This window comes from Kitasatospora sp. NPDC086791 (assembly GCF_040685975.1).
GTDB lineage: Bacteria > Actinomycetota > Actinomycetes > Streptomycetales > Streptomycetaceae > Kitasatospora.
This window is the reverse complement of record NZ_JBFBOC010000003.1, coordinates 341809-356904: the sequence shown is the minus strand read 5'-3', so window position 1 is coordinate 356904 and position 15096 is coordinate 341809. Positions and strand designations below refer to the sequence as shown.

The following is a 15096-nucleotide window of genomic DNA, read 5'->3' as shown; positions in this document are numbered from 1 at the left end:
TGCAGCCGGGTGCACTCCGTAGTCGATTGCGTGCAGTGTGCATGAATCGCGGGCGGGCGGGGTAGTTCCTTCCGCACATCGCTTCTTGTACGGCTGCGCACCGGAGGCGGCCCAGCGGCCGTTCCGGGGGGTTGGACAGCGGGGGCTCGCAGCCGGGCAGGGGAGCGGGGTTCCCCGTGTCCGAGAGCCTCGTCAGGAGTACGGCCGTGCTGCATCCGATCGAGTCCCGCACCACCTCGCCAGTCGCCGCCGCGCAGCTGCTGGAACGCCGCCGCGACGTCCGCCCACAGCCGCAGCCCCCGGGCGGTCCGGCCGGCGCCCCGGCGGGCGAGGACAACCCCTGGCACACCGGTGCGGCGTGTCGGCGGGACGAGGCGGGGCTGTTCTTCGCTCCCTCCAAGGAGCCGACGGCGGCCCGGCTGTCCCGGGAGGAGCAGGCCAAGCAGGTCTGTGCCCGGTGCCCGGTGCTGCTGGAGTGCCGCGAGCACGCGCTGGCCCAGCCGGAGCCGTACGGGGTCTGGGGCGGGCTGACGGCCGCCGAGCGGCGGGTGGTGCTGGCCCGGCGCCGCCGCCGGGACGCGGAGCTGCGCGAGGCGGCCCGGGTGACGGCGGCCGCGCGGAGCCGGATAGCCGGGTGACGGCGGGCCGAAGACCCGGGGGCCGGGGGGCCGCGGGCCCGGGGCCGGACGCGCCGCGGCCCCGGCGGAGGGGGATTCCGCCGGGGCCGCTGCCTGCTGTCCGCAGGACGCGCCGTTCGCCGGGTGTCGGTCCGGGTGCCGGGCCGGGCGTCAGTTGGCGCGGTCGAAGTCGATCGCGCTGTAGGCCCGCAGCTTCGAGAGCTTGTGGGTGGAGTTGATCTCGCGGATCGTGCCGCTCTTGGAGCGCATCACCAGCGAGCTGGTGGTGGCGGTCTCCGAGCGGTAGTGCACGCCGCGCAGCAGCTCGCCGTCGGTGATGCCGGTGGCGACGAAGAACACGTTCTCGCCGCTGACCAGGTCGTCGGTGGTGAGCACCCGGTCCAGGTCGTGGCCGGCGTCCAGCGCCTTCTGCCGCTCGGCGTCGTCCTTGGGCCACAGTCGGCCCTGGATCACGCCGCCCATGCACTTCATCGCGCAGGCGGCGATGATGCCCTCCGGGGTGCCGCCGATACCCATCAGCAGGTCGACGCCGGTGCCCTCGCGGGCGGCCATGATGGCGCCGGCCACGTCGCCGTCGGAGATGAACTTGATCCGGGCGCCCGCCTCGCGGATCTCCCGGACCAGGCCGTCGTGGCGCGGGCGGTCGAGCACGACGACGGTGACGTCCTCGACGGCGCTGCCCTTGGCCTTGGCGACCCGGCGGATGTTGACCGCCGCGGGGGCGGTGATGTCGACGAACTCGGCGGCCTCCGGCCCGGCCACCAGCTTGTCCATGTAGAACACGGCGCTGGGGTCGAACATGGTGCCGCGGTCGGCCACGGCCAGCACGGCCACGGCGTTGTTCATGCCCTTGGCGGTGAGGGTGGTGCCGTCCACCGGGTCCACCGCGACGTCGCACTCGGCGCCGGTGCCGTCGCCGACCCGCTCGCCGTTGTAGAGCATCGGGGCTTCGTCCTTCTCGCCCTCGCCGATGACGACGACGCCGTTCATCGAGACGGTCGAGACGAGGGTGCGCATCGCCTTCACGGCGGCACCGTCCGCGCCGTTCTTGTCGCCACGTCCGACCCACCGGCCGGCCGCCATGGCGGCTGCCTCGGTGACCCGGACGAGTTCGAGCGCGAGGTTCCGGTCCGGAGCCTCGGGCGCGACCTCCAGGGCACTGGGAAGGTGGTGCGGGTACTGCGTGGTCATCGTCGTTACCTCTCTGTACGCGACGGCCAGTGAGCGCCCGACTACTGCCTGGTCGAACGCCGTGGTGAGGGTTCTGCGATCGTATCTGCCCACGAGATGACTGTCTGTGGCGCGGGTCGCCGTGCACCGGCGGAAACCACCGGTTCGTCCCGGTTCACCCGTTCGTGGACACCCCGGGTGGCACTGCCGGGACGTGCATGAGTCACCATGTGGGGGTGGCTGCAGAGAGCAAGGGCATGAGGGGCCGCCAGACCGTACGGGACATGGTCCTGTCGATGCTGGCGGTCGGTTTCGTCGTCTGGATCGGGTACCTGTTCCTCCCGCACGACGCCAACAGCGACCCGGTGCACGTGGTCGAGTACAAGGTGGCCGCGGCCACCGCCAAGCGTGCCGCGCCGTACCCGCTGCTCTCCCCGGACAGCCTGTCCGACAAGTGGCGGGCCACCTCGGTCAGCTACCGCTCGGCCGACCAGAGCAACGGCAAGGGCAACTCCTGGCACCTGGGCTTCGTGACGCCCTCCGGCCAGTACGCGGCGGTCGAGCAGAGCGACGCGCCGCGCGACTCGCTGCTCGCCGACAAGGTCGCGGGCGGCAAGCCGGACGGTGCCGCCGACGTGGCCGGCCGCACCTGGGACCGGGTCCAGGGCGAGAAGGCCCGCGCGCTGACCGCGCAGACCGGCTCCGGGACCACCGTGCTCGCCGGCACCGCCTCCTACGAGGAGCTGGCCGAGCTGGCGCAGGCGCTCAAGTAGCGCCGGCCCGCAGGAACGCCGAAGGGCCCCGCACCGGACGAACCGGTGCGGGGCCCTTGCGCACGGGGCGCGTCAGACGGTGGTGACGACCTCGTCGTAGGCCAGGCGCGGCGAACGCGGGAACCAGGCGTCGTCGCCCGGCTTGCCGATGTTGACCACGGCCAGCACCGAGTGCTCGCCGTCGCCGAAGAACTCCTTGTTGATGCCCTCGGCGTCGTAGCCGGTCATCGGGCCGGCGGCCAGGCCGGCGGCGCGCACGCCGATGATGAAGTAGGCGGCCTGCAGGGCGCCGTTCAGCGTGGCGGACCGCTCACGGACGCTGCGCTCCGAGAAGAACACGTCCTTCGCCTGCGGGAAGTGCGGGAACTGGGTCGGCAGCTCCTCGTGGAACTCGTTGTCCGCGGCCAGGATGGCGACCAGCGGGGCGGCGGAGGTCTTGGCCTTGTTGCCGTCGGCCAGGTGCTGGACGAGGCGCTCGCGGCCCTCGGCCGAGCGGACCAGGACGACGCGCAGCGGCTGCTGGTTGAAGGCGGTCGGGCCGAACTTGACCAGGTCGTAGATGGCCTGGACCTGCTCCTCGGAGACCGGCTCGTCGGTGAAGGTGTTCGCGGTGCGGGCCTCGCGGAACAGCAGGTCCTGAGCGGCGGCGTCGAGTACCAGGGCGTCGGTGGTCATGCTTCTGTACCTCATGCGGGAGGGGGTTCGTGGGCGCGACCGGCCGGGGCCGATCACTTCCTCCAACATAGGTGAATCTTCAACGATTCCCCAAGCGGATGTGAGCCGCCTCACTTCCGGGCGGCTCGCCCCGCCCTTGCCGCCGCGGCCCGGCTCACCAGGGACCCGGCTCACCGGGGGCCTGGCTTCACCGGTCGCCCGGGGCCCCGCCCTCCTCGGCGGCCAGCGCGGCGTCCAGCCGGGCCCGGGCGCCGTCCAGCCAGCGCTGGCACACCTTGGCCAGCTGCTCGCCGCGCTCCCACAGGGCCAGCGACTCCTCCAGCGACGTCCCGCCGTTCTCCAGCTGCCGGACGACGTCCAGCAGCGCGTCCCGGGCGTGCTCGTAGCCCAGCGCGTCGTCCGGGGTCGGTGCCGCCGCGTCCTGCTGCTCCTGCTGCTCTGCCATGCGTGCCAGCGTAGGGGCTCGGACCGACAGCGTCAGTCCCCGTCGGCGGCGGCGGTGACCCCGGTCGTGGCGGCATCGGCCGCCGTGTTCCCGGCCTCGGTGCTCCCGGCCTCGGTGCTCCCGACCGCGGTGACCCCGAAGCCGCCGCCCGCCACCCGGGCGTGCAGTCCCTCGCCGGGCGTGACCTGAGCCGGGTCGGTCACCACCGTGCCGTCCGCCCGCTGGAGGACCGCGTAGCCGCGCTCCAGGGTGGCCGCAGGCGAGAGCGCGACCACCCGGGCCAGGGTGTGCCCGAGGTCGCTCTGCGCGTGGTCCAGCCGGTGCCGCAGGGTGCGCCGGGCCCGCTCCAGCAGGCCCTCCACCTCCTGGCCGCGACCGTCCAGCATCCGCTGCGGGGCGGCCAGCGACGGGCGGCTGCGCAGCCCGTCCAGCCCGTGCTGCTCGCGCTCGACCCGGGACAGCACGTGCCGGCGGGCGCGGTCGCGCAGCTGGCGGACCTTGGCCAGCTCCTCGCCGACGTCCGGAACCACCCGTTTGGCGGCATCGGTCGGCGTCGAGGCGCGCAGGTCCGCGACGAAGTCCAGCAGCGGCTGGTCCGGCTCGTGCCCGATCGCGCTGACCACCGGCGTCCGGGCGGCCGCGACCAGTCGCACCAGTCCCTCGTCCGAGAACGGCAGCAGGTCCTCCACGCTGCCGCCGCCGCGGGCCACGATGATCACGTCCACCTCGGGGTGCTCGTCCAGCTCCCGCACCGCGGCGCTCACCCGCTCCACCGCGCTGACCCCCTGCACCGGGACGTTGCGCACCTCGAAGCGGACGGCCGGCCAGCGCCGCCGGGCGTTCTCCAGCACGTCCCGCTCGGCCGCCGAGCCGCGCCCGGTGACCAGCCCGACGCACTGCGGCAGGAAGGGCAGCGGCCTCTTGCGCTCGGCCGCGAACAGGCCCTCCCCGGCGAGCCGCCGCTTCAGCTGCTCCAGCCGGGCCAGCAGCTCGCCCAGCCCCACCGGCCGGATCTCCGAGGCGCGCAGCGACAGCTGCCCGCGCGCCGCGTACCACTCCGGCTTGGCGTGCACGACGACCCGCGCGCCCTCCTGCACGACGTCCGCGACCTGGTCGAACACCGAGCGGAAGCAGGTCACCGTGAGCGACACGTCCGCCTGCGGGTCGCGCAGGGTCAGGAACACCACGCCCGCCCCGGGCCGGCGGCTGAGCTGGGTGATCTGCCCCTCCACCCACACCGCGCCGAGCCGGTCGATCCAGCCGCCGATCAGCGCGGAGACCTTGCCGACCGGGAGCGGGGCTTCGGGGGAGCTGGTGTTGGCCATGCGTACGAGGCTAGCGGCGTCCGCCGACAGATCCCGGGGAACCCTGCACGCCGAGCACCACCAGACCGGCCGCCAGCCAGACCAGCCCGACCAGCTGCGCGGTGGGCGCGGCCGCGTAGACCACCGCGGCGATCACCGCGATCCCCAGCGCGGGGGCGACCAGGTGCCGCAGCCGGTCCCGGGAGCCGTGCCGCACCGTGTACCAGCCGATCACCGAGGCGTGCAGCAGCGCGAAGGCGGTCAGCGCGCCCACGTTCACCACCGAGGTCAGCTGGTCCAGCCCGTCGTCCCGGTTCGCCGCCCAGACCGCCGCCGCCATCGTGATCACCGCGGCCGTCAGCAGCGCCCGGCGCGGCACCGCGCTGCCCGGGTCGACCGAGCCGAGACGGCGCGGCAGCCGCCCCTCCCGCGCCATCGCGAAGACCAGCCGCCCGGCCGCCGCCTGTCCGGCCAGGGCCGCGAAGGCCGCGCCGATCGCCTTGCCGGCCGCCACCAGCACGTGCAGCCAGTGCCCGACGCCGATCTCCACGGTGTCGTAGAAGGCCGAGCCCTGCGCCACCGGGTCGGCCGCCAGCCGCCGCGGACCCATCGGCTCCAGCAGCGCCGCCAGGTAGGTCTGCACGACGAACAGCGCGCCGGCCAGCGCCAGGCACCAGAGCACCGCCCGGGCGACCGCCGCCGAGGCGCCGACCGCCTCCTCCACGAAGGTCGCGATCGCGTCGAAGCCCAGGTAGGAGAGCACCGCGACGGACACCGCCGAGATCACGGCGGTCGCCGAGAAGCCGCCGACGCCGGTGAACGGGGTGTCCCAGCCGCGCCGGGCGCCGTCCTGGACCAGCGCCACCACGGCCGCCGCCACGAACACCGCCAGCACCGCGAGCTCCATCGCGAGCACCGCGAAGCCGACCACCGCCGCCGTCCGCACCCCGATCAGGTTGAGCGCGGTGGTCACCACGACCGCGACCGCCGTCCACAGCCAGCGCGAGACGCCCGGCACCAGCGAGTGCAGCGCGATCCCGGAGAACAGGTAGGCCACCGCCGGGATCAGCAGGTAGTCGAGCATCGCCATCCACCCCGCGATGAACCCCGCCCCCTCGCCCAGTCCGGCCGTCGCGTAGGCGAACACCGAGCCGGTCCGCGGCACCGCGCGCACCATCTGGGCGTACGAGAAGGCGGTGAGGCCCATCGCCACCGTGGCGGCCAGGTACACCGTGGCGACGGCACCGTGGCTCTTGGCGTCCAGCACGCCGAACACGCCGACCGGGGCCATCGGGGCGATGAACAGCAGTCCGTAGACCAGCAGATCGCGGACGCCCAGACTGCGGCGCAGGCCGCTCGGGGCCGACCGCTCGCTCACAGCGCTCATAGACACCAGATTTGAACACCGGTGACCGGGTCCGTACGGAAAGTGCCCGCCGTCGGCGCGGCTCCCCGGTGCGGGCGGCGCCGCCCGCCGCCGCCCGTACGATGGAGCCATGTCCAACACCGCGCCGCGCCGTGTCCTGCTCGCCGCCCCCCGGGGCTACTGCGCGGGTGTCGACCGCGCCGTGATCGCCGTGGAGAAGGCCCTGGAGCAGTACGGGGCCCCCATCTACGTCCGCAAGCAGATCGTCCACAACAAGTACGTGGTGCAGACCCTGGAGAAGAAGGGCGCGATCTTCGTCGACGAGACGGAGGAGGTGCCCGAGGGCTCGATCGTGGTCTTCTCCGCGCACGGCGTCGCCCCGTCCGTCCACGACGAGGCGCGGGCCGGCAGGCTCGCCACCATCGACGCCACCTGCCCGCTGGTCACCAAGGTGCACAAGGAGGCAGTCCGCTTCGCCGACGAGGGCTACGACATCCTGCTGGTGGGCCACGAGGGCCACGAGGAGGTCATCGGCACCATGGGCGAGGCCCCGGACCGGATCCACCTGGTGGACGGCGCCGAGGACGTCGCCAACGTGCGGGTCCGGGACGAGTCCCGGGTCGTCTGGCTGTCCCAGACCACCCTGTCGGTGGACGAGACCATGGCCACCGTCGGCGAGCTGAAGAACCGCTTCCCGGCGCTGGTCAGCCCGCCCAGCGACGACATCTGCTACGCGACCCAGAACCGCCAGGTCGCGGTCAAGCAGATGGCCCCCGAGACCGACCTGCTGATCGTGGTCGGCTCCAAGAACTCCTCCAACTCGGTCCGCCTGGTCGAGGTCGGCCTGGAGTACGGCGCCAAGGCCGCCCACCTGGTGGACTTCGCCGAGGAGATCCGCGAGGAGTGGCTGGAGGGCGTCGGCACCGTCGGCCTCACCAGCGGCGCCTCGGTCCCGGAGATCCTGGTCGAGGGCGTGCTGGAGTTCCTGGCCGCGCGCGGTTACGACACGGTCGAGACGGTCAAGACCGCCGAGGAGCACCTGACCTTCTCGCTGCCCAAGGAACTGCGCCGCGACCTGCGCGCCGAGGCCGCGGGCAAGCTCTGACGCCTCCGGAGGACCCGGTACCCCCTCGCGGGGTGCCGGGTCCTCTGCTGTGCGGGCCCGTGCGCGCTCTCGTAGTTTTGTTCACAGGCTGTGGACGAACGGGTCCCGGTCACGGCGGAGGGCGGACGTGATGACGGCGGTATTCGGCGTGGACATCGGCGGCTCGGGCATCAAGGGCGCACCGGTCGACCTCGCCCGGGGCGTGCTCACCGAGGAGCGGCACAAGGTGCTCACCCCGCAGCCGTCCGCGCCCGAGGCCGTGGTCGCCGCCGTGCGCGAGGTGGTCCGCCACTTCGACCACCGGGGTCCGGTCGGGCTGACCTTCCCCGGCGTGGTGGTCGGCGGCCGGACCAGGACCGCGGCCAATGTGGACAAGGGCTGGATCGGCCTGGACGCCGAGGGCCTGTTCCGCGAGGCGCTGGACCTGCCCGCGACCGTGCTCAACGACGCGGACGCGGCCGGGCTCGCCGAGCTGACGCACGGCGCGGGCCGGGGGCAGTCGGGGGTCGTCCTGCTGCTCACCTTCGGCACCGGCATCGGCAGCGCGCTCTTCGTGGACGGCGTGCTGGTGCCCAACACCGAGCTGGGGCACCTGGAGCTGCGCGGCAAGGACGCCGAGCGCCGGGCCTCCTCGGCCGCCAAGGAGCGGCACGGGCTGAGCTGGGAGCAGTGGGCCGGGCGGGTCGACGAGTACCTGGACCTGGTGGAGATGCTGTTCTCGCCGCAGCTGGTCGTGATCGGCGGCGGGGTGAGCCGCAAGCACGAGAAGTTCCTGCCGCTGCTGAAGGACCGCGAGGCGCGGGTGGTGCCGGCGGAGCTGCGCAACGACGCGGGCATCGTCGGGGCGGCCATGGCGGCGGCCGGGGCGGTGGTCTGAGCCCGCCCGGCCCCGCCCGGCGGCGGAGCGCTCTCAGCGGGAGCGGTGGATCCGGCGCTGGGCGACGAAGCGGGCGAGCACGATCAGCGCGGCGAGCCCGGTGCCGGAGAACAGCCAGCCGGCCCGCAGCGCCAGCCCGGTCGCCAGCGAGACCACCTGGGCGGTGACGCCCGGGGAGCCGACCGGCGCGAGCAGCAGCAGCGCCGCGGCGAAGGCGATCGGCCCGCTGATCGGCGCGGCCAGCAGGTCGGCGTAGCGGACCCGGACGGCCAGCTGGAAGCAGACCACCAGGTAGCCGAGGCCGAACAGCCAGCCCAGGCCGCCGAAGAGCAGCCGGTCCAGGCCCGCCACCGCGAGGGTGGCCAGGACGGCGAGCACGCCGGTGCCGATGGCGGTCAGCCGGGTCGGCCGACCGGTCCGGCGGCGCCCGTACAGCTGTTCGTCGCCGCGTCCGCGCAGCGGCAGGCGCAGCCGTGGCCCGGGCGGGCGGGCGGTACCGGCGGCGCCGCCGGTACCGGGCGGGCGGGCGGTACCGGACCGGTCGGCCACCGGGCGCAGCCGGGAGGCGGGGGCGGACCCGGCGGACTCGGGAGCCCGGCCTGGACCGGGGACGGAGGCTGCGGTCGCGCCCTTCGGCGGACGACGTCTGGGCCCTGGCGGCTGGGTTCGGATGCTCTGCTCCACCTGCCCAACGTACGGTCCGATCATCGCCACACTGTGTAATGGACCGTTCAGGTCTTGGCCCGTGTCCCCGGACGGCGTAGTCATGTGATCGTCGTTCGGGCGAGCTGACCTGCTCGGCCGAGCCGACGGGCCGGCCGGGCAACCGACCGGAGTTCCCCGCGTTCCCGGCGTTCCGGGCGGCGGAGACCGAGGCGTGAGGCGGTCCGGGCGCTGCCCGTAGACTTGGGGGTCGGCCCGTACGGTGCCGACCCAACTCCTCCAAGCCCCCGGGACTGCGCTTCATGTCGCTCACGATCGGAATCGTCGGTCTGCCGAACGTCGGCAAGTCGACCCTGTTCAACGCCCTGACCAAGAACGACGTGCTGGCGGCCAACTACCCGTTCGCCACCATCGAGCCGAACGTCGGCGTGGTCGGCGTCCCGGACGAGCGGCTGGCCAAGCTCGCCGAGATCTTCGGCTCGCAGCGCATCCTCCCGGCGACCGTCGACTTCGTCGACATCGCGGGCATCGTGCGCGGCGCCAGCGAGGGCGAGGGACTGGGCAACAAGTTCCTCGCCAACATCCGCGAGTCGGACGCGATCTGCCAGGTCGTGCGCGCCTTCACCGACCCGGACGTGGTGCACGTGGACGGCAAGGTGTCGCCCAAGGACGACATCGAGACCATCCACACCGAGCTGATCCTGGCCGACCTCCAGACCATCGAGAAGGTCCTGCCGCGGCTGCAGAAGGAGGCGCGCCTCAAGAAGGACACCGCCCCGGTGCTGGCCGCCGCCGAGGCCGCGCAGGCGATCCTGGAGACCGGCAAGACCCTCTTCGAGGCCGGCTTCGACACCGCCCCGATCCGCGAGCTCCACCTGCTGACCGCCAAGCCCTTCCTCTACGTCTTCAACGTGGACGAGGACGAGCTGGCCGACGAGGACTTCAAGAACGCCCAGCGCGAGCTGGTCGCCCCGGCCGAGGCGATCTTCCTCAACGCCAAGATCGAGTCCGAGCTGATCGAGCTGGACGACGCCGAGGCCCTGGAGCTGCTCCAGTCGATGGGCCAGGAGGAGCCCGGCCTGGCGACCCTCGCCCGGGTCGGCTTCGCCACCCTCGGCCTGCAGACCTACCTGACGGCCGGCCCGAAGGAGACCCGGGCCTGGACCATCAAGAAGGGCGCCACCGCTCCCGAGGCCGCCGGTGTCATCCACACCGACTTCCAGAAGGGCTTCATCAAGGCCGAGGTGATCTCCTTCGCCGACCTGGTCGAGACCGGCTCCATCGCCGAGGCCCGCGCCAAGGGCAAGGCCCGCATCGAGGGCAAGGAGTACGTCATGCAGGACGGCGACGTGGTGGAGTTCCGCTTCAACGTCTGACGCCTGCTGACCGACCGGAACCGCCCGGCCCCCGTTTCCGTACGGGGCCGGGCGGTTCCGGTGTGCTGGGGGGCGGTCAGGCGATGGTGACGGTGAGCAGGCCGTCGGGGGTGGGGGTGATGGTGACGGTGGTGAGGTCGTCGGCGTGGGCGTCCGGGTGGTGGGCGGTGGCGCGGGGGCCGATGCCGACGACGCGGATGCCGGCTGCCCGGGCGGCCGCGATGCCGGCGCCGGAGTCCTCGAAGGCGAGGCAGTCGGCGGGGGTGAAGCCGACGGCGGCGGCGCCCTTGAGGAAGCCCTCGGGGTCCGGCTTGCTGGCGCCGACGGACTCGGCGGTGATCAGGACGGGCGGCAGCGGCAGGCCGGCGGCGTCCATCCGCACCCGGGCGAGCGGCTGGTCCGCGGAGGTGACCAGGGCGTGCGGGAGGCCGGTCAGTGCGGCGAGGAAGGCCGTGGCGCCGGGGACCGGGACGACGCCCTCGGTGTCGGCGCGCTCCTCGTCGAGCATCCGCGCGTTGTCGGCGAGGTTGACCTCGACCGGGCGGTCGGGCAGCAGGGCGGCCATGGTGGCGTGGCCCTGGCGGCCGTGGGCGACGGCGAGCACCTCGGCCGGGTCCAGGCCGTTCCGCTCGGCCCAGCGGCTCCAGCAGCGTTCGACCACGGCGTCGGAGTTGACCAGGGTGCCGTCCATGTCCAGCAGGAGGGCGCGGGCGATCAGCCGGATGGGGGCAGGCATGGGGCTCCTCGGGAGGCGGGGCGGCGGGCTTTTTGTTCCCTGATGATACAAAACATCAGCCCAGCAGGTGGGCGTTGACCGCGCGGGCCTCCTCGACCAGCTCCGGCAGCTCCACCACCTCGACCCCGGCCGCCTCCAGCAGGGCCGTGCCCTGGCAGTCGGCGACGAACAGGTCCGGCTCGCGCCAGGCGACCACCACCCGCGGCACGCCCGCCGCGATGAGCAGCCGGGCGCACGGCACCGGCCGCGAGGCGCGCTGCCCGCAGGGCTCCAGCGAGCTGTAGACCGTCGCCCCGCGCAGCCGGGGGTCGCCGGCCGGGAGCTTGGCCAGGGCCGCCTCCTCGGCGTGGTCGTGGTCGTCCGCCTCCCGGCTGTACCCCTCCGCCAGCACCCGGCCGTCCGCGCCGACGATCACCGCGCCGACCGAGAAGGCCGTTTCGGACGGCGGGCAGCGGCGGGAGAGCTCGACGGCCCGGCGCAGGTGGTCGAGGTCGGTGGTCGCGGGGCGGTTCACGGCGCGGGCTCCTTCGGGGCGTACCTGAGCAGGACGACGTCGCCCACGGTACGTGCCTCCAGCAGCCGCATCCGCCGGGCCGGGCCGCCCGGGAAGGCGGCCGGGCGGACGAACCGGGGCGCCTCGGCCTGACCGACCAGCAGCGGGGCGACGGCCAGCTGCAGTTCGTCCGCGAGCCCCCGGGCCAGGAACTGGGTGTGCACGCCCCCGCCGCCCTCGACCATCAGCCGGCGCACCCCGCGCGCGCCCAGGTCGTCCAGCACCGCGCCGAGGTCCACCGCGCCGCCGAGCGGGACCACCTCGGCCAGTCCGTCCAGCCGGGGGCGCAGCACCGCCGCCCCGGCGTCCGTGGTGTAGGCGAGCTTCCCGCCGCCGGTGTGCCAGAACCGCAGGTCGGCGGCGAGGTCGCCGCTCGCGCTGAGGGTCACCTTCAGCGGGTACTCGGGTCGGCCGGCCGCCAGACGGGCGGCCCGGCGGGCGGTGTCGTTGACCAGCAGGCGCGGGTTGTCGGCGCGCAGGGTGTTGCCGCCGACCAGGATCGCGTCGGCGGCGGCGCGCTCCTCGTCCACCCGGTCGAAGTCCGCGGCGTTGGAGAGCAGCAACCGGTCGGGCGAGGCGTCGTCGAGGTGGCCGTCGAGCGACACGGCGGCGCTCAGCAGGACGAAGGGGCGCTGGCCGGGCATGGGCGGGGGGACCGTTCTGTCGGGGGCCTCCACGGTACGGCGGCGGGGTGCGGTCGTGACATCGGAGGGCCGACATGTGAGACGGTTGTTCTCGGCATTCGGAATGCGGAGTAGCGTCGGGCGTCCGGGAGAACGGAACGCCGACCACGTCCAGGGGGACATCCCATGTCCGGACCACAGCCCTCCGCCGTCTACACCCACGGCCACCAGGAGGCCGTGCTGCGCTCGCACCGCTCCCGTACCGCCGCCGACTCGGCCGCCTACCTGCTGCCCGAACTGCGGCCCGGGCAGGCCCTGTTGGACATCGGCTGCGGGCCGGGCACGATCACCGCCGACCTGGCCGAGCTGGTCGGCCCGGACGGCCGGGTGGTGGCCGTGGACACCTCCGCCGAGGTGCTGGAGCAGGCCGCCGGGTACGTGGCCGGGCGCGGACTGTCCAACGTCGTGTTCGAGCGCGCCGACGTGCACCGACTGCCCTACCGGGACGGCGAGTTCGACGTCGTGCACGCCCACCAGGTGCTGCAGCACGTGGCCGACCCGGTGGCCGCGCTGCGCGAGATGCGGCGGGTGACGGCCCCCGGCGGCGTGGTCGCGGCCCGGGACGTCGACTACGCCTCGATGACCTGGTTCCCCGAACTGCCGGAGCTGGAGCGGTGGCTGGAGCTGTACCGCCGGACCGCCCGCGCCAACGGCGGCGAGCCGGACGCCGGGCGGCGGCTGCTGTCCTGGGCCCGCGCGGCCGGCTTCGCCGAGGTCACCGCGAGCGCCACCACCTGGACGTTCGCGACGCCCGAGCAGCGCGCCCGGTGGGGCGGGATGTGGGCGGACCGGCTCACCGGCACCGCGCTGGGCCGGACGGTGGTCGAGCGGGGCTACGCGGAGCGGGAGGAGGTGGAGCGGATCGCGGCCGGCTGGCGGGAGTGGAGTGCCGCCGGGGACGGCTGGTTCTCGATGCTGCACGGCGAGGTGCTGGCCCGCGGCTGAGCGGTCGGGCGGGGGCGCCGACCTGGGCGGGCAAGCGTTCGAAAAGATCGGGTACAGTCGCGCGACCGTTCACATCGGGCCCGTTCGGGTCCGAGCCGCGGTGCCGAGTGCCGAATGCCGAGCCGATGCCCGCTCGGGCGGGTTGGGGGAGTCCACGTGTCCAAGCCTGAGTCCGAGCTGCCCGCCCCGGGGTCGGAGCCCCCCGCGCGGACCGGGACGGACCCGGGGACGGACCCGGGGGCGAACCCGGGGGTGGACACCGACAAGGCCGGGGCCGCTCCGGCGACGGGTCAGGACCCGCGGGTGGACTTCCGCAAGGAGGTCGACGCACCCGCGGCCGCGCCTGCCGCACACGATCCCGTGCCGGCCGCACCGGCTGCACCGGCTGAGCCCGTGTCGACCGATCCCGCGCCGGTCCCGGACGCCGCGCAGCCGTCGGTCCCTGCGGCCCCCGCCGACCCCTGGGCCGCGCCCGACTTCACCGCCGCGCCCCCGCCCACCGCCGCCGTGCCGTCGGCCGCCCCGCCCCCGCCGCCGCACCCGCTGCCCGCCGGCGGCTGGGCCTCCGTCACCCCCTCCGCCCAGGCCGGCTTCCAGCCGAACCTCCAGCCCGCCCTCCCGCCCGGCTTCCAGGCCGGCCACCCGTACCCGTTGCCCGTCGGCCCCGCCCCCACCAACGGCTTCGCGGTCGCCGCCCTGGTGACCGGTCTGATCCTGATGGCGCCGCTGGCCCTGGTGTTCGGCATCGTGGCGCTGGTCCAGATCAACCGCACCAGGGACCGCGGCTTCGGCATGGCGGTGACCGGCGTGGTGCTCGGTGCGATCGGCACGCTGCTGCTCCCGCTGCTGCTGGTCGTGGGGGTCTTCACCGCCGCGCACGACGGCCGGTTCGCCCAGGTCCCGAAGGCTCCGGCGGGTTCCGTCCGCTGGTCCGCCCTCAAGGCGGGCGACTGCTACAGCTCCCCCGCGGGGGGATCGGTGACCGACGGCAGCGGCGACGAGACGGTGTACTGGGTACGCCGGGTGGCCTGCGCCGACGCGCACCACGGCGAGGTGGCCGGCACCGCCAAGATCCCCGCGGGCAACGGGCCCTACCCGGGCGAGAGCGAGGTCCGCGAGTCGGCCGCCCGGCTGTGCCGCAAGGTGCTGGACGACTACGCGCTCGACCAGTGGGCCGTCCCGGACGGCATGGACGACGTCTACCTCTACCCGACCGCGAGCAACTGGGCGGCCGGCGAACGGTACGTCACCTGTGCCTTCGAGGACCGCGAGGACGCGCACCGGGGCACGGTCCACACCGACCGGAACAGCCTGACCGCGCCTCAGCTGGTCTACCTGGACGCGGTCCGGGCCTTCGACGACGTCTACCTGGACCCGCCGAAGAAGGGCGCCTCCGACGCCGGGGCCGACGACCGGGACTGGGCCCGCCGGATGGCCGCCGCCTCCCGGGCCGAGGCCGCCGCGCTGGGCGCGCCGACGGCGAACTGGCCGGCCGACGTCCAGCCGAAGATCGCCAAGCTGGTCGAGGCCCAGTCGCAGGCGGCCGCCGCCTGGGACGCCGCGGCCTCCGGCGACGACCCGGCGGGCGGCATCCGCCGGGCCCGGGCGCTGGTGGCCAAGACGGCGCCGGTCACCGTGGACGTCCGGCGCGCGCTGGGCCTGTCCACCGGCGAACAGGCGCCCGACCTGCGGGTCTGATCCGCCGCGCCGCCGGTTACCCGCCGTTAACGACGTCCGTACCTGCTGGTAGCGAACGGCACGTAGCCTCGCGGGTGTGCCCCCGGCCC

The 15096-nt window shown here is 74.3% G+C and carries 16 protein-coding genes; 7 read left to right on the top strand and 9 right to left on the bottom strand.

Annotated features, from left to right (window positions below; translation table 11 throughout):
• The first annotated feature begins 260 nt into the window (after window positions 1-260).
• Window positions 261-638 carry a WhiB family transcriptional regulator gene (locus AB0Q99_RS08590; protein ID WP_363569643.1) on the top strand — a complete coding sequence of 126 codons (378 nt, stop codon included), beginning with the start codon at window positions 261-263 and terminating at the stop codon, window positions 636-638.
• Window positions 639-788: 150 nt separating this feature from the next.
• Here the strand turns inward: AB0Q99_RS08590 and glpX are convergent, their stop codons facing one another.
• Window positions 789-1829 carry a class II fructose-bisphosphatase gene (glpX, locus tag AB0Q99_RS08585; RefSeq protein WP_030055344.1) on the bottom strand — a complete coding sequence of 347 codons (1041 nt, stop codon included), beginning with the start codon at window positions 1827-1829 and terminating at the stop codon, window positions 789-791.
• Window positions 1830-2044: 215 nt separating this feature from the next.
• On the opposite strand from glpX, the gene AB0Q99_RS08580 reads away from it, so the two are divergent.
• Window positions 2045-2581 (top strand): DUF4245 domain-containing protein, encoded by a 537-nt coding sequence (locus AB0Q99_RS08580; protein ID WP_363569557.1) that lies wholly within the window; start codon window positions 2045-2047, stop codon window positions 2579-2581.
• A 72-nt stretch (window positions 2582-2653) separates the two neighbouring features.
• Here the strand turns inward: AB0Q99_RS08580 and AB0Q99_RS08575 are convergent, their stop codons facing one another.
• The 4 genes from AB0Q99_RS08575 to AB0Q99_RS08560 all read right to left on the bottom strand — a co-directional run bounded on the left by AB0Q99_RS08575 (window position 2654) and on the right by AB0Q99_RS08560 (window position 6392).
• Window positions 2654-3256, bottom strand: a complete 603-nt coding sequence (locus AB0Q99_RS08575; protein ID WP_363569556.1) for a malonic semialdehyde reductase — start codon at window positions 3254-3256, stop codon at window positions 2654-2656.
• A 187-nt stretch (window positions 3257-3443) separates the two neighbouring features.
• Complete coding sequence (locus AB0Q99_RS08570; protein WP_363569555.1) at window positions 3444-3701, bottom strand: exodeoxyribonuclease VII small subunit; 258 nt, start codon at window positions 3699-3701, stop codon at window positions 3444-3446.
• A gap of 32 nt (window positions 3702-3733) precedes the next feature.
• Window positions 3734-5026, bottom strand: coding sequence for an exodeoxyribonuclease VII large subunit (gene xseA / locus AB0Q99_RS08565; RefSeq protein ID WP_363569554.1), 1293 nt, complete (start codon window positions 5024-5026; stop codon window positions 3734-3736).
• 10 nt (window positions 5027-5036) lie between these two features.
• A complete protein-coding gene (locus tag AB0Q99_RS08560; RefSeq protein WP_363569553.1) occupies window positions 5037-6392 on the bottom strand; it encodes an APC family permease in 1356 nt (451 codons plus the stop codon).
• Window positions 6393-6501: 109 nt separating this feature from the next.
• Here AB0Q99_RS08560 and AB0Q99_RS08555 point away from each other — a divergent pair, with 109 nt between their 5' ends.
• Complete coding sequence (locus AB0Q99_RS08555) at window positions 6502-7476, top strand: 4-hydroxy-3-methylbut-2-enyl diphosphate reductase (RefSeq protein ID WP_363569552.1); 975 nt, start codon at window positions 6502-6504, stop codon at window positions 7474-7476.
• Window positions 7477-7606: 130 nt separating this feature from the next.
• On the top strand, window positions 7607-8353 hold the full coding sequence (ppgK, locus tag AB0Q99_RS08550; protein ID WP_363569551.1) for a polyphosphate--glucose phosphotransferase: 747 nt from the start codon (window positions 7607-7609) through the stop codon (window positions 8351-8353).
• Window positions 8354-8386: 33 nt separating this feature from the next.
• Here ppgK and AB0Q99_RS08545 read toward each other — a convergent pair whose 3' ends face one another.
• Complete coding sequence (locus AB0Q99_RS08545) at window positions 8387-8902, bottom strand: DUF6542 domain-containing protein (protein WP_363569550.1); 516 nt, start codon at window positions 8900-8902, stop codon at window positions 8387-8389.
• 416 nt (window positions 8903-9318) lie between these two features.
• Between AB0Q99_RS08545 and ychF the strand changes: the two genes are divergently transcribed.
• Window positions 9319-10392, top strand: coding sequence for a redox-regulated ATPase YchF (gene ychF, locus AB0Q99_RS08540; RefSeq protein ID WP_363569549.1), 1074 nt, complete (start codon window positions 9319-9321; stop codon window positions 10390-10392).
• A gap of 76 nt (window positions 10393-10468) precedes the next feature.
• Here the strand turns inward: ychF and AB0Q99_RS08535 are convergent, their stop codons facing one another.
• From AB0Q99_RS08535 to AB0Q99_RS08525, 3 genes are read right to left on the bottom strand one after another with little or no spacing between them, the layout of a single operon-like run.
• Entirely contained in the window at window positions 10469-11128 is a 660-nt protein-coding gene (locus tag AB0Q99_RS08535) for an HAD-IA family hydrolase (protein WP_363569548.1), read from the bottom strand.
• Between the two features lie 55 nt (window positions 11129-11183).
• Window positions 11184-11642, bottom strand: coding sequence for a deaminase (locus AB0Q99_RS08530; protein ID WP_363569547.1), 459 nt, complete (start codon window positions 11640-11642; stop codon window positions 11184-11186).
• On the bottom strand, window positions 11639-12325 hold the full coding sequence (locus AB0Q99_RS08525; RefSeq protein WP_363569546.1) for a RibD family protein: 687 nt from the start codon (window positions 12323-12325) through the stop codon (window positions 11639-11641). The genes AB0Q99_RS08530 and AB0Q99_RS08525 overlap by 4 nt, the downstream gene beginning before the upstream one ends.
• A gap of 165 nt (window positions 12326-12490) precedes the next feature.
• Here AB0Q99_RS08525 and AB0Q99_RS08520 point away from each other — a divergent pair, with 165 nt between their 5' ends.
• Both AB0Q99_RS08520 and AB0Q99_RS08515 read left to right on the top strand, forming a co-directional pair.
• Entirely contained in the window at window positions 12491-13309 is an 819-nt protein-coding gene (locus AB0Q99_RS08520) for a methyltransferase domain-containing protein (RefSeq protein ID WP_363569545.1), read from the top strand.
• Window positions 13310-13702: 393 nt separating this feature from the next.
• Complete coding sequence (locus AB0Q99_RS08515) at window positions 13703-15007, top strand: DUF4190 domain-containing protein (RefSeq protein ID WP_363569544.1); 1305 nt, start codon at window positions 13703-13705, stop codon at window positions 15005-15007.
• Window positions 15008-15096 lie beyond the last annotated feature (89 nt).

Bases quoted from the DNA above. Each gene is read 5' to 3' on its own strand.
- xseA (WP_363569554.1), bottom strand. From the start codon at position 5,026: ATGGCCAACACCAGCTCCCCCGAAGCCCCGCTCCCGGTCGGCAAGGTC.
- ychF (WP_363569549.1), top strand. From the start codon at position 9,319: ATGTCGCTCACGATCGGAATCGTCGGTCTGCCGAACGTCGGCAAGTCG.
- AB0Q99_RS08555 (WP_363569552.1), top strand. From the start codon at position 6,502: ATGTCCAACACCGCGCCGCGCCGTGTCCTGCTCGCCGCCCCCCGGGGC.
- AB0Q99_RS08535 (WP_363569548.1), bottom strand. From the start codon at position 11,128: ATGCCTGCCCCCATCCGGCTGATCGCCCGCGCCCTCCTGCTGGACATG.
- AB0Q99_RS08520 (WP_363569545.1), top strand. From the start codon at position 12,491: ATGTCCGGACCACAGCCCTCCGCCGTCTACACCCACGGCCACCAGGAG.
- glpX (WP_030055344.1), bottom strand. From the start codon at position 1,829: ATGACCACGCAGTACCCGCACCACCTTCCCAGTGCCCTGGAGGTCGCG.
- ppgK (WP_363569551.1), top strand. From the start codon at position 7,607: ATGACGGCGGTATTCGGCGTGGACATCGGCGGCTCGGGCATCAAGGGC.
- AB0Q99_RS08525 (WP_363569546.1), bottom strand. From the start codon at position 12,325: ATGCCCGGCCAGCGCCCCTTCGTCCTGCTGAGCGCCGCCGTGTCGCTC.
- AB0Q99_RS08560 (WP_363569553.1), bottom strand. From the start codon at position 6,392: ATGAGCGCTGTGAGCGAGCGGTCGGCCCCGAGCGGCCTGCGCCGCAGT.
- AB0Q99_RS08570 (WP_363569555.1), bottom strand. From the start codon at position 3,701: ATGGCAGAGCAGCAGGAGCAGCAGGACGCGGCGGCACCGACCCCGGAC.
- AB0Q99_RS08575 (WP_363569556.1), bottom strand. From the start codon at position 3,256: ATGACCACCGACGCCCTGGTACTCGACGCCGCCGCTCAGGACCTGCTG.